The sequence below is a fragment of the Xanthobacter sp. DMC12 genome, from assembly GCF_056314105.1.
Genome location: NZ_JBQUYZ010000002.1, coordinates 864,332 through 876,947, shown reverse-complemented (window position 1 = coordinate 876,947; position 12,616 = coordinate 864,332). Strand labels below are relative to the sequence as shown.

Sequence of the window (12,616 nt, the reverse complement as noted above, 5' to 3'; positions counted from 1 at the left end):
CCATGCCTCAGAAAGCCCAGCAGGCGCAGCCGAGCGCGCCGAAGAAGCCACGCGGATCGCCCACCGGCACGCTCGCGCCCCATGCGCCGGCATGGGCATGGCCATGGACGCCGCAGGCCTTGGCGCAGCCGCAGGCGGCGGCGAAGGCATACTTCTGCGCGCCGTCCGGCTTGCGCGGCTGGTAGCCGCCGAAGGTCCGCACCGGCGACCAGTCGGGCATGGCCGGCGGCAGCGGCGGAGCGAGGTCGCGGAACGCGCCATCCCCATGCACCGGCTTGCCGCCGAGCAGGGTGAGGACGGAGGTGATGTCCTGGATGCGGTCCTCGGAGACCGAGAAATAATCATCCGACAGCACCACCAGATCGGCGAGCTGACCGTCCTTGATCTGGCCCTTCTTGCCGGGCTCGCTGGAGAACCAGGTGTTGGCCTCGGTCCACAGGCGCAGCGCATCCTCCCGATCCAGCCGGTTCGCCGGCGGGTAGAGGGCGAGCCCGCCCAGCGTACGGCCCGTCACCAGCCAGGAGAGCGAGACCCACGGATTGTAGGAGGCGACGCGGGTGGCATCCGTGCCCGCCCCCACCGGAATGCCGGCCTCCAGCATCCGGCGGATGGGGGGCGTGCGTTCGGCCGCCTTGGCGCCGTAGCGATCGACGAAATATTCGCCCTGATAGGCCATGCGGTGCTGCACGGCGATGCCACCGCCCAGCGCCGCGATGCGGTCGATATTGCGGTCGGTGATCGTCTCGGCGTGGTCGAAAAACCAGTTGAGGCCCTTCAGCGGCACGTCGGAATCCACCTTCTCGAACACGTCGAGGGCGCGCGAGATGGTCTCGTCGTAGGTGGCGTGCAGGCGGAACGGCCAGCGGTTTTCGGCCAGCAGCCGCACCACCGGCTCAAGGTCGCCCTCCATGGCGCCCGGCAGGTCCGGCCGCGCCACCTGGAAGTCCTCGAAGTCGGCGGCGGAATAGACCAGCATCTCGCCCGCGCCATTGTGGCGATAGAGGTCGTCGCCCTGCCCCGGCGTGACGGACTTGGACCAGCCCGCGAAATCGGCCAGCTCCGCCTTCGGCTTCTGGGTGAAGAGGTTGTAGGCGATGCGCACGGTGAGGTTTCCCTCCCGGTGCAGATCCTCGATGACCGAATAGTCTTCCGGATAGTTCTGGAAGCCACCGCCCGCATCGATCACCGAGGTGACGCCGAGGCGGTTCACCTCGCGCATGAAGTGGCGGGTGGAGTTCTTCTGGTATTCGGGCGGCAGCTTCGGCCCCTTGGCCAGCGTCGCATAGAGGATGGTGGCGTTGGGCTTGGCCACCAGCAGGCCGGTGGGATTGCCATTGGCATCGCGGATGATCTCGCCGGCGGGCGGATCGGGCGTGTCCTTGGTGTAGCCCACCACCCGCAAGGCGGCGGCATTGAGCAAGGCGCGGTCGTAGAGGTGCAGGATGAACACCGGCGTGTCCGGGGAGACGGCATTGATCTCCTCCAGCGTCGGCAGACGCTTCTCGGCGAACTGGTGCTCGGTGAAGCCGCCCACCACGCGCACCCATTGGGGCGCTGGCGTGACGGCGACCTGCCGCTTCAGCATGTCCATGGCGTCGGCCAGCGAGCGCACGCCATCCCAGCGCAGCTCCATATTGTAGTTCAGGCCGCCACGGATGATGTGCATGTGGCTGTCGATGAGGCCGGGGATGACCCGCCGGCCGCCCACGTCGATGATCTTCGTCGTCGTGCCAGCCAGCCGCATGGCGTCGTTGGTGGGGCCGGCGAACACGATCACGCCGTCGCGCACTGCCACCGCCTCCGCCGTGGGATTGGTGCGGTCGAGGGTGGTCATCTTGCCGTTGAACAGGATGAGGTCGGCGATCTCGCTCATGGTGCGCGCCTTCTGCATTGGGCGACGGGAATGAAAGCTCAGGATTTGGGAGGGGGCGTGTCGCCCGGGGCGGGCGCGTCAGCCGTATCGTGGCGGCCCGGCAGCTGGCCGAGCACATGGTCCTTGCAGTCGGCAAGGCCGATGGCGCGTGCGAGGCCGTCTCCGTTCATCAGGTGGCGGGCGACCGGGATGATCTGCTCGCCCACGAGAATGCCGAGCAGCCCCAGCAGCGCCACCACCGGCGGGGCCGGGGAGCGCACATTGATGAGGCTGTAGACGATGCCGACCAGCAGGCCGGCGCCGAGCGAGGCGAGATAGAGCTTCATGCGCCCTCCGCAAATGCAGGAGCCGGCGCCGGCCGGGGGAGGCCGGCGCCGGATGGGATCACGCCTTGATGAAGGCGAGGAGGTCGGCGTTGATGACGTCCGCGTGGGTGGTGCACATGCCATGCGGATAGCCGGGATAGACCTTCAGCGTGCCGTGCTTCAGGAGCTTCGCCGAGAGGAGCGCGCTGTCGGCGATGGGGACGATCTGGTCGTCATCGCCGTGCATCACGAGGGTGGGCACCTCGCAGGCCTTGAGATCGGCGGTGAAGTCGGTCTCGGAGAAGGCCTTGACGCCGTCGTAGTGGGCCTTGGCGCCGCCCGTCATGCCCTGCCGCCACCAGTTCCAGATGGCACCCTGGGAGACCTGCGCGCCCGGACGGTTGAAGCCGTAGAACGGGCCCGTCGGGACGTCGAGGAAGAACTGGGCGCGGTTGGCGGCCAGCGCCTTGCGGAAGCCGTCGAAGACCTCCATGGGCAGGCCGCCGGGGTTGGACTCGGTCTTGAGCATGATGGGCGGAACGGCGCCGATGAGCACCAGCTTGGCCACGCGCGCCTTGCCGTGCTTCACGGTGTAGTGCAGCGCCTCGCCGCCGCCGGTGGAATGGCCGATGTGCACGGCGTTCTTCAGGTCGAGATGGTCCATCACGGCCGCGGCGTCGGCGGCGTAATGGTCCATGTCGTGGCCGTCGCTCACCTGGGTGGAGCGGCCGTGGCCGCGGCGATCGTGGGCGACTACGCGATAGCCGTTGTTCACGAAGAACAGGAGCTGCGCGTCCCAGTCATCCGAGGACAGGGGCCAGCCATGGTGGAAGACGATGGGCTGGGCGGTCTTCGGACCCCAGTCCTTGTAGAAGATCTCGACGCCGTCCTTGGTGGTCACGCTGGGCATGGGTTGAACTCCATGAGGGTTGGAAGCTGCGGGGGTGGAGGCTGCGAAGGCCGCGGCGGGGATGTCGAGGCCGAGTGCGGCGGCGAGCGCCGCGGTGGCGCCGGCACCGAGCACGGTCCGGCGCGAGAAGAGCGAAGAGACAAGGGGGTCCTGTTCCGGGAGGCGCTCGCCGCCCGGCGCGTCATGCTCGGTCATGGTCTTGGACCTCAGTGGGCTTCGGAAGCGCCGAACATGGTCTTGGCGTAGATGATGCCGAGGCCGTAGGCGCCGCCGTAGGTCTTGGCGATGCCGGTGGTCATGTCGTAGGTCGCGGTGCGGGCCCAGTCGCGCTGAAGCTCCAGCAGATACTGCAGCGAGGTCATCGGCCGAGCGCCGGCCTGGATCATCCGCTGCATGGCGCGTTCGTGCGCCTCGTCGGAGACATCGCCGCAGGCGTCGGCGATCACGTAGACCTCAAAGCCCTGCTCGATGGCCGACAGGGCGGGGCCGACGATGCACACGCCGGTCCACAGGCCGGAGAGCACGATGCGTCCCTTGCCGATCTCATTCACCCGGGCGATGACGGCCTCGTCCTCCCAGGTGTTCATGGAGGTGCGGTCGAGCAGCTTCTCGCCCGGAAACGCCTCGGTGATCTCGGAGAACATGGGGCCGGAGAAGCTCTTTTCCGCCACCGTGGTGAGGATGGTGGACACCCCGAAGCCGGCAGCGGCGCGGGCGACCAGCGCTGCGTTGTTGCGCAGGTTCACGGCGTCGATGGACTTGGTCGCGAACGACATTTGCGACTGAAAGTCGATCATGATGAGCGTATGGTCCTTCGGGGAAAGGAGCATACCGCCGGGGGCGGCGACTGCGTTGGGCACGGTTGAATCTCCTGTGTGAAAGCCGGCGCGAAGCTAGCGCCCGTTACGTGCTGAGACCATTAGTTACTGGCGGGATACCGGACACCTTCATGAATTCCCAAGACAAGATCGAACCGCAGGCAGACAAGGCGTGCATGGCCGAGCCTCTCCTGAAGTTTTTTGCTCAGGAGTGGATGGCTCATGTCGTCGCGGCACTGTCGCGACACGGCACGTTACGGTTCGGACAGCTCCGGCGAAGCTTGCCGGGGCCGATTTCGGCACGCGTCCTCTCTGCCCGGCTCAAGGCACTCGAGGCCGGGGGATATGTGACGCGGCGGGAGATTGAGGGCCGGGTTCGTCAGGTGGAATACAGGCTGACAGACTCGGGTCGCGCCATCGATCTCCTTCTGGGGCAGGCGGAAGCGGCGCTGTACCTTGAAGGCACGCTGGGCGCACCGACTAGCGAGCGCTGACGGCGCCCACCTCTGGCGGTGGACCGCAGCGTGTGGAGAACTTGAGCGGGGCAGTGCTCATCGGTTCGATCCCTTGCCGAAAGGCCCGAAGCGGGTCTGACAGGGCGGACTATGGCGTTGCAATTACAACCCGTCTTGCCGAAAAGCCCGTATCCTTGAACGATGGGATTTTCCGATGGCGACGCGGCGCGCTCAGTGCCCGCGCCGCCACAGCCCGGGCGCCGATCCGGTGAGGCGCGTGAAGGTGCGCGTCATGTGGCTCTGGTCGGAAAATCCGCACGTGATGGCGATGTCCGCCAGCGGCAGGCGGGAGCCGACGATGAGGTCGCGCGCACGCTCCACCTTCAGGTGGAGCAGCCACTGATAGGGCGTGAGCCCGGTTTCGTCCCTGAAGCACTTGATGAAATGGCCGCGTGAGACGCCGCAGGCAGCCGCGATGTCGGCGATCAGCACGTTGCCGTCGAGACCCGCGGCGAGCCGCTCCTTGGCGATGGCGAACTGGCGCGGCGAGAGGCCGCCGGGAATGCGGACGGCCGCGCCGTGATAGCGCGTGGCGAGATGGGTCTGGATGGCGGAGACCACCTGGTCCAGGAACAGCGGCACCTGCCGCTCCGGCGTATCCAGCATGGGCAGTAGAGCGCGCGAGAGGCTGGCCAGCACCGGGTCGCGGGTGCCGGGGGTGCAGGAGACGCACTCCGCCAGCGGCAGCCCCATCTCGCTGAACGTCTGATGCAGCGCCGCGTGGGAGACCTCCAGCAGGAAGAAGTCGAACCCGGTCTCGATGTCCGCGCGATAGGTATCGGAGAAGGAGCGGACGTAGCAGCTGTCCGGCTCGAAATCATAGGCCGCCGCCGTGCCATCGGTGAAGATGCGGCGGCGGTGTCCGCTCGAGAGCGCGACGCCCAACAGAAGGCCCCGTCCGCTCGGCGGGGTCTCGACACGGCTCATGGCCGAGCCTTCGTGCTGCTTGCGGTAAACGACGAAGCCGGTGCCGACCAGTTCCCTCTGGTCTTCCAGCGCCGCGACGGAACAGCCGAGGCTGTCGCGCCGCGTGATTCCGCCGGGTCCCGCCGTGTCGAGTCGGGCCGTCATCTGAAGCCTCGGGGCTGGCTTTCTGGTGCGCGAACCTACACCAGAAGCGGGACGGGTAAAATGAAGCGTTGCTGACCTAAGCGATAGACAAAGGTCTGAAGCCGGCACCCGCCACGGGCGCCGGCCTCCCGACCGTTCAGCCCGGGATCAGCTGCGTCACCACCGCCGACAGGCCGATGCCGAAAGCGGCGGCGCCGGCAAGGCGCGGGGCCAGGGAGGCGGGGGTCCAGGCGCGGCCCGACGCGACGAGGGCGACACCCGCGCCGATCACCGACTGCACCACCGCGAGGCCGGCAAGATAGGCGACGAGCTGGGTCGGCTCGGCGCCGACGATGGATTCACCATAAGCGTAGCCATGGAACAGGCCGGCGATGGCGAACAGGCCGATCCACACCCCGCGCACGGGCTTTTCCCGCCCGGCGGCGAGCATGCCGCCGATGGCCACCACGCTCAGCGCGATCACCGTCTCGGCGAACGGCAGGTTCACGAGCTGCACGTGCAGCATGACCCCGGCGATGGAGGCCACCACGAAGGCCACCGGCACGAACGCCCCGAGCCCCATCACCCCGGCGATGAGGCCGGCGGCGACGATGAAGCCGAGATGATCGAGCCCGATCACCGGATGGGCGAGGCCGGAGATGAAGCCTTCGCCGAACGTCGCCGGCAGCCGCCCGCCCATGGCGTGGTGGGCCTCGGCATTGGTGGCGGCGAGGAGGGGAACGAGGGACAGGAGCGCGATCCTGCTGACGAAACGGGACATGATGTTCTTCCTTGCTCTGGATTGGTTGGAAAGGGAACGGGTCTCAGACGGGGCTGCGCTCCGGCTGGGCAAGAGCCTGCTGGATACGCGCCGCACACAAGGCGGAGGCGTAGGCGAAGCAGGCGCCGAGGATCATGGAGAAGGGCACCAGCAGAATCGCATTGCGGCCCGAGAGGGACAGCATCGCGGCCGGCGTAAAGGCATCCGCGTTCTGGGTGAGGAACGCGAAGGTGGCGGCATAGCCGTAGGTCACGGCCGGGATCGAGGAGAAGGCCGGGATGTAGGCGGCGAGGATGTAGAGGGCGATGGACAGCCCGACGATGACCGCGCCCACCACCGGGCCGGGCGCGAGGGTGGCGAGGACCAGACCCGTCGCCCACGCCACCGCGACGCCGAACACGTTGGAGACGATGGTCGTCCGGAATGCAGCGGCGTCGCCGCCCGAGTGGAAGAAGCACGCCCAGGCGATGAACGCCGCCCAGATGAGGAACGCCTGCGTGGACAGGAACAGCCAGGTACACAGGCCTCCCAGCACGCCGACGCTCAGGGCCAGGGAAATGATCATTGGAAGCCTCCGCTGAGGCGGTGAGACAAGCCTCTCCCGTTCCGGCGCGCGGGTGGCGCGCCGGGGGCAAGAGACGGCGGTGGTTTTTTTGACGGCGATGGATTGCTGTCGTGGCGGCGGGTCTCGATGCGGCCCGCCGCCCGGCTCAGATCACCTCTTCGCGGGTCCGGTGGAGGAATTCCTCCGTCCTGCGATCGAGTTCCTCGGCACTGACGAGGCCGCGCGCCAGAGCGAGCTTCTCGAACGCCGCCAGCCACTGCTGATAGTAGTTCCAGGTCTCGTCATCGGGCGCGTGGGACTTGTCCCAGGTGCCGATGGTGCCGATCAGGCTCTGGCGGAAGTCTTCCCACTGGTAGGCCTTGGCCTCGGCCAGGGCGAGAGCCATGCCGAAAGCGCGGCCCTGCCAGGGCTCCTCGAACTGGAGGCTCTCACAATTGCGCGGGATGGCGCCGCGCCCGTCGAGCGATTCCACATAGATGTCCATGGCGGCGATCCCTTCAGGCGGCGACGAGGCCAAGGCCCTGCATGGCCTCTGTGGAGACGAGGGCGGCGAGCTTCTCCTCGGGCCAGCCCTCGGTGCCGGCGGGCCGTTCGGGGATCACGAAGTAGCGCACCTGCGCGCTCGAATCCCAGATGTCGATCCGCTTGTCCTCGGGCAGGCTCACGCCAAAATCGGCGAGGACGCCGCGCGGCTCGCGCACGATGCGGGCGCGGAAGACGGGATCCTTGAACCAGTAAGGCGGCAGGCCGAGCAGGGGCCAGGGCCAGCAGGAGCACAGGGTGCAGCAGACCACGTTGTGCGCGTCCGCGGTGTTCTCCACGACACGCAGGTTCTCGCCCTCGATTCCGTCCTTGAGACCGAGTTCGGCGATGGCCTTGTTGGCGTCGGCCAGGAGGCGTGCCTTGAAGGCCGGATCGGTCCAGGCCTTGGCCACCACCTTGGCGCCGTTGAACGGTCCCATCTCGTGCTCGAAGAAACGGATGACACGATCGACCGTGTCGATGCCGATCATGCCCTTCTCGCGGAACAGGGATTCGAGGGCCTTGGTGCGGGCGGCGTAATAGCTCTCGCTCTCCCGCAGGTGGTGATGATGTTCGTGGTCGTGATCGTGATCGTGATCGTCGCTCATGGTTTTCCGCTCTGGCTATTGGGCGCGAGGCCGGTTGTTGTGATGAGGATGAAGATCAGGCGGCTTCGAGATAGACTTCGAAGCAGTCGTTGTAGAGAACGTCGCCCTTGTCCGGGATGTCCGACCACAGGTCGCGCGTCTTGAACTTGACGAGATAAACCGGCTGGGTCGTGGAGATGCCGTCGGTGGGCACGTTGTCAGCGTAGAGATAGGCGCCCTTGTAGACGGTATCGATCACGCCGACCTTGTTGCGCAGATAGCCCGGCAGACGGGTGTGGACCGCGGGCGGCATGTCCTTCACGCGCACCTTGTCGCCGACCTTGAACAGCGGGTCCACCGCTACGTCCCGGTAGGGATTGGCGCCGGTGTAGAAATACTCGATCACCCGCTCGGTGACGGCGTTGTCCCCGGAATTGGGGAGCGGCGCATCGGGATACTCAAGAAAGTGCTTGGTGCGTTCTTCAAGCTCTTTTTCGGAAATATAGTTTTTCGCCACGAGGAAATGGCACATGCCGCCGAGCCATTTGATGTAGTAGCGATATTTGAAGTAATCGAGCGGGCTCATGCCTTCGGCGAGCACCCGCAGATCCGGCCAGGCCCAGATGCCTGTGCCCATCATGGTGGTGTGGACTGCGAAGAGCTGGGCCTCCCACGGCTCCACGAACACACGCTTCTCGACGGCCACGGGGCCGAGGTTTTCGATGCCCCCGAGGAAATGTTGAACTTTCATGCCGACGCCTCTCTCTGCCATGCCTGCGATCCCAGGCGGATCGCGAGCCTCGGTTGATCCGCCCCTGCCGCCGCGACGGGCGGCCCGCGGAGCGGCGGAACACGAGGAGCCAGGCTTTCAAGGTCGACGAAGATGATCGCCAACGCAAAAAAGCCCGTCAGCACCTCGCTGCGGGCGGCTTTGCCACTGATCCATAAATCATGCTGGCGGCGTCTTGATGAGCGTCCTTGCTCGACGACCGTGAAAACAGTGCGACGCAGCAAAAGAACTGTCAAGCGAGAATTTTCATGTCCCGGTTTTAGCGTGGAAGACACGATTTCAACGGGAGATGCAGGCACCAGTGCACCCCGGCCCGGAGCTCGCGCGATTTGATCCCCGCTTTGGTTCTGGTCAGGCGCATTTGCGCTTGACACAGCGCCGGCGCACAGTCAGGCTAATTCGTAGGCGATAGGCAAGGCTGCCTATTAAGTCGCCATTTGCGAACACACATTCGGGACAGACCCCGTGGCGATGCAGCCCTCAGGCCGAACGGCCCGAGGGCGTTTTTGTTTGTGGCAAGATTACTTGCGGCGGACGGACATCGAGCGGGAAACCGGCAACGGACACCTGCGGTGAGGGAAATGGCGAGACCCAGCTATCGGATCGGCCTGATGTTCTCCACCACCGGGCCTTACAGCACGGTCGCCGGCGCCATGCTAAACGGCGCGCAGCTCGCGGTGTCGGAAATCGGCGAAGCGGGGCCGCTTGAGCTGGTGCCCGTGGTCGTCGATCCGGGCGGCGACCTCTCGCGCTACACGGCGCTGAGCGGCCAGCTCCTCGCCGAAGGCGTGCGCCATGTGGTGGGGTGCTACACCTCGTCGAGCCGCAAGGAAGTCATCCCCTGCTTTGAAAAGCATGACGGGATGCTCTGGTATCCCTCCCATTACGAGGGCTTCGAGAGCGCCGACAATGTGGTCTACACCGGCGCGGCGCCGAACCAGCATATCCTGCCCCTGATCGACTACCTCATGTCCTCCTTCGGCGACCGCGCCTTCTGCGTCGGCTCCAACTACATCTGGGCCTGGGAAAACAGCCGCATCCTGCGCGAGACGGTGACGGCGCGCGGCGGCACGGTGGTGGCGGAGCGCTATCTCCCGGTGGGCGAGACGGACCTGCGCAAGCTCGTGGATGCGGTGATCGAGGCGCGGCCCAGCTTCGTCTTTTCGTCGCTCATCGGGGTCAGCGGCCTCGCCTTTCTCAGCGTGCTGCGCCACGCCTGCCTCGCACGGGGCATCGACCAGCCGGACACCATGCCGGTGGCGAGCTGCAACCTCTCCGAGCCCGATCTTGACGAGCTGGAGCCGGAGGCCCGCGACGGCCACATCTCCTCCAGCGTCTATTTCTCGGCCCTGCGCAATCCGGTGAACGACGCCTTCGTCTCCCGCCACGCAGCGGCCTACCCCTCCGCGCCGCTGACCTCGGCGGATGCGGAAGCCTCCTACATCGCGGTGAAGCTGCTGGCCGGCGCGCTGGCCGAGGCGGGCACCGATGAAATCCTCGCGGTGAAGGCGGCGGTGGCGCGCCAGCGGCTCGCCGCGCCCCAGGGCGATGTGTGGGTGGATGCGGAGACCATGCATCTCCATCTCACGCCGCGCATCGGCCGCTCGCGCGGGACGGCGTTCGACATCATCCGCGAGGAGCCGGCGCCCATCCGGCCCGATCCTTATCTGGTGCGCTCCGCGCCCACCGACAGCTGGTTCGCATCCGCGCCGCGGCTGCGGGTCGCCAAGTAAGGAGCGGGCGAGCCATGTCCCGCAACCTCCTCCAGAACTTCCGCGGCGCCCGCGCGCTCATCGTCGCCTCCGGCGAAGGCGGCATCGACACGCTGGAGAACGTGCTCGGCAAGCTCGGCCTCTTGGTCGCCCGCGCGGAGGCGCCGGAGGCGGGCCGCCATCTCGACCTCGCCTCGGTGGAGGAGCGCGCGGACCTGCTCTTCATCGACGGCGATCTCGACAGCGTGCTGCCCTGCGACCTCGGCGCGGCCCGCACGCCGCCGGTGCCGGTGATCGGGCTGGTCGGCATCGAGGCGCCCGGCCGGCTGAAGGCGCTGATGAACCAGGGCGCTACGGCCTTCCTGCGCAAGCCGGTCTATGCCGGCGCCGTCTACACCACGCTGTTCCTGGGCGTGAACCAGTATCTGCTGCGCAAGGAGATGGCGAGTGAGCTGAACGCCCAGCAGGATCGCCGCCGCCGCCGCAAGGCGGTCATCAAGACCATCCTGCTGCTGATGGAAGAACATCAGGTGGACGACGACGAGGCCTATGTGATGCTCCGCCGCGACAGCATGCGCCGGCGCCAGAGCCTCGAGGATTATTGCGAGGACTATATCTCCGGCCGGTCGAAGCTGACCGTGTCCTCGCCCGAAGCCGAGCCGCGCACCGCGGCCCGGCGCTGATCTCACCACACCCACATCCCGACGGAGCCGCCCGGCTCCGCGCACGTGGCAGCTGCCAGCGACGCCAGCCCGCCCGCAAGGAGAAGGCATATGTCCCGGCATCTGACACCGCCCCCCTATTCCCCTCCCGATCCGGCCTGGCTCGAAGGCTCCATCATGGCCGCCCGCGGCGAAGCCAAGGGGCGCGCCGGCGAACGCTATGAGATCACCGAGGCGAGCCAGGGCAAGTATCACTACGTCTACGGCCCCTATGCCACGCCCGTACTGCGCGTGGATCCGGGCGCGGTGGTGAGCGCCGAGACCCACGACGCCATGGAAGGGCAGATCAAAAACGAGAGCGACAAGCCGTCCGAAATTCTCAACTTCCCCTTCCTAAACCCGCAGAACGGTCCGATCTTCGTCAACGGCGCGGAGAAGGGCGACTGCCTCGCCGTCTACATCCACGACATCGCGCCGCGCGGGCCGCAGCCCATCGGCACCACCTGCATCATGCCGGAGTTCGGCGGCCTCGTCGGAACGGGCGACACCGCGATCCTCAACGCGCCTCTGCCGGAGATCGTCAAGAAGCTGCACGTGGACCGGGCGACCGGTGTGCGCTGGAACGAGCGAATCAGCCTGCCTTACCAGCCCTTCATCGGCACCATCGGCACCGCGCCGGAGATCGAGGCCATCTCCTCTCTCGTCCCGGACTATTACGGCGGCAACATGGACCTGCCGGACGTCGCCCCGGGCGCCGTCATTTACTTGCCGGTGCATGCGCCGGGCGCGCTGCTCTATCTGGGTGATTGCCATGCGACGCAGGGTGACGGGGAATTGTGCGGCTTCGCCATCGAGCATCCCACCGTCACCACCGTGCAGATCGACCTCATCAAGGGGTGGAACTTCCGCTGGCCGCGGCTGGAGACCCAAGATCGCATCATGACCATCGGCTCCGGCCGCCCCATGGAGGACGCGGCGCGCATCGCCTATCGCGAGCTGGTGCGCTGGATGGCCGCCGATTACGGCTATGACGAGCTGGAGGCCTACATGCTGCTGACGCAGGCGGGGCACCTGCGCGTCGGCAACATGGTGGACCCGAAGTACACGCTCGGCGCCTCCGTGGACAAGACGCTGCTCGGCGCGGCCTGAACCACTGGCACCTGGCAATAGCTCCGGCGGTCGACCGATCGCCGGAGCCTTTCGTCGTGCCCTTACGCCCGCAAATCCTGCCACTCCGGATGACGGCGGAATTGCGCCGCGACATAGGAGCAGAGCGGGGTGATCTTGAACCCCTGTGCGCGCGCATCGGCAATGAGCGCGTCCACCAGCTGCGCGGCGATGCCCTGTCCCTCGAAGGCCGGCGGCACGCCCGTGTGGGTGACGACCAGGGGCCCGTCGCCCCGGCGCTGGTAGCTGAGCTCGGCTTCCGCACCGCCGCCGAGGCGGATCACGTACCGGCCCCCGCCTGGGCCATCCTCACGCTGAACCACGTGGTGGGCATCTCGGCTGGCGTCGCTCATGGGGTC

The 12,616-nt window shown here is 66.9% G+C and carries 16 protein-coding genes; 4 read left to right on the top strand and 12 right to left on the bottom strand.

Translation table 11 applies throughout. The annotated features are described in order from the left end of the window. Positions 1–7: 7 nt before the first annotated feature. The 4 genes from ACT535_RS12195 to ACT535_RS12180 all read right to left on the bottom strand — a co-directional run bounded on the left by ACT535_RS12195 (position 8) and on the right by ACT535_RS12180 (position 3,918). Positions 8–1,873, bottom strand: coding sequence for an amidohydrolase (locus tag ACT535_RS12195; protein WP_476364551.1), 1,866 nt, complete (start codon positions 1,871–1,873; stop codon positions 8–10). 38 nt (positions 1,874–1,911) lie between these two features. Beyond that, the gene (locus tag ACT535_RS12190) at positions 1,912–2,199 is read right to left on the bottom strand and encodes a XapX domain-containing protein (protein WP_476364550.1); all 288 of its coding nucleotides are present in this window, start codon (positions 2,197–2,199) and stop codon (positions 1,912–1,914) included. A 58-nt stretch (positions 2,200–2,257) separates the two neighbouring features. Then, positions 2,258–3,088: an alpha/beta fold hydrolase gene (locus tag ACT535_RS12185; RefSeq protein WP_476364719.1), complete on the bottom strand. Its 831-nt coding sequence runs from the start codon at positions 3,086–3,088 to the stop codon at positions 2,258–2,260. Positions 3,089–3,294: 206 nt separating this feature from the next. Beyond that, a complete protein-coding gene (locus ACT535_RS12180; RefSeq protein WP_476317443.1) occupies positions 3,295–3,918 on the bottom strand; it encodes a hydrolase in 624 nt (207 codons plus the stop codon). Positions 3,919–4,037: 119 nt separating this feature from the next. On the opposite strand from ACT535_RS12180, the gene ACT535_RS12175 reads away from it, so the two are divergent. Continuing rightward, complete coding sequence (locus ACT535_RS12175) at positions 4,038–4,400, top strand: winged helix-turn-helix transcriptional regulator (protein ID WP_168461620.1); 363 nt, start codon at positions 4,038–4,040, stop codon at positions 4,398–4,400. A gap of 192 nt (positions 4,401–4,592) precedes the next feature. Here ACT535_RS12175 and ACT535_RS12170 read toward each other — a convergent pair whose 3' ends face one another. The 7 genes from ACT535_RS12170 to ACT535_RS12140 form a co-directional block, all read right to left on the bottom strand. Next, positions 4,593–5,492, bottom strand: a complete 900-nt coding sequence (locus ACT535_RS12170) for a helix-turn-helix transcriptional regulator (protein WP_476364549.1) — start codon at positions 5,490–5,492, stop codon at positions 4,593–4,595. Positions 5,493–5,628: 136 nt separating this feature from the next. After that, a complete protein-coding gene (locus tag ACT535_RS12165; RefSeq protein WP_476364548.1) occupies positions 5,629–6,252 on the bottom strand; it encodes a HupE/UreJ family protein in 624 nt (207 codons plus the stop codon). A 43-nt stretch (positions 6,253–6,295) separates the two neighbouring features. Beyond that, positions 6,296–6,817 carry a DUF1097 domain-containing protein gene (locus ACT535_RS12160; protein WP_476364547.1) on the bottom strand — a complete coding sequence of 174 codons (522 nt, stop codon included), beginning with the start codon at positions 6,815–6,817 and terminating at the stop codon, positions 6,296–6,298. A gap of 145 nt (positions 6,818–6,962) precedes the next feature. Beyond that, positions 6,963–7,301, bottom strand: coding sequence for a nitrile hydratase accessory protein (locus ACT535_RS12155; protein ID WP_209487779.1), 339 nt, complete (start codon positions 7,299–7,301; stop codon positions 6,963–6,965). 13 nt (positions 7,302–7,314) lie between these two features. Beyond that, positions 7,315–7,947: a nitrile hydratase subunit alpha gene (gene nthA, locus ACT535_RS12150; protein ID WP_168461630.1), complete on the bottom strand. Its 633-nt coding sequence runs from the start codon at positions 7,945–7,947 to the stop codon at positions 7,315–7,317. Positions 7,948–8,002: 55 nt separating this feature from the next. Further along, positions 8,003–8,677 carry a nitrile hydratase subunit beta gene (nthB, locus tag ACT535_RS12145; protein WP_394031005.1) on the bottom strand — a complete coding sequence of 225 codons (675 nt, stop codon included), beginning with the start codon at positions 8,675–8,677 and terminating at the stop codon, positions 8,003–8,005. Beyond that, a complete protein-coding gene (locus ACT535_RS12140) occupies positions 8,674–8,952 on the bottom strand; it encodes a hypothetical protein (RefSeq protein WP_476364546.1) in 279 nt (92 codons plus the stop codon). The genes nthB and ACT535_RS12140 overlap by 4 nt, the downstream gene beginning before the upstream one ends. Positions 8,953–9,297: 345 nt before the next feature. Between ACT535_RS12140 and ACT535_RS12135 the strand changes: the two genes are divergently transcribed. The 3 genes from ACT535_RS12135 to ACT535_RS12125 all read left to right on the top strand — a co-directional run bounded on the left by ACT535_RS12135 (position 9,298) and on the right by ACT535_RS12125 (position 12,239). Further along, positions 9,298–10,449, top strand: a complete 1,152-nt coding sequence (locus ACT535_RS12135; protein WP_476364545.1) for a transporter substrate-binding domain-containing protein — start codon at positions 9,298–9,300, stop codon at positions 10,447–10,449. Between the two features lie 14 nt (positions 10,450–10,463). Further along, entirely contained in the window at positions 10,464–11,111 is a 648-nt protein-coding gene (locus ACT535_RS12130; RefSeq protein ID WP_476364544.1) for an ANTAR domain-containing response regulator, read from the top strand. A 90-nt stretch (positions 11,112–11,201) separates the two neighbouring features. Beyond that, positions 11,202–12,239: an acetamidase/formamidase family protein gene (locus tag ACT535_RS12125; protein WP_476364543.1), complete on the top strand. Its 1,038-nt coding sequence runs from the start codon at positions 11,202–11,204 to the stop codon at positions 12,237–12,239. A gap of 62 nt (positions 12,240–12,301) precedes the next feature. Here the strand turns inward: ACT535_RS12125 and ACT535_RS12120 are convergent, their stop codons facing one another. Next, entirely contained in the window at positions 12,302–12,610 is a 309-nt protein-coding gene (locus ACT535_RS12120; RefSeq protein WP_476364542.1) for a GNAT family N-acetyltransferase, read from the bottom strand. Positions 12,611–12,616 lie beyond the last annotated feature (6 nt).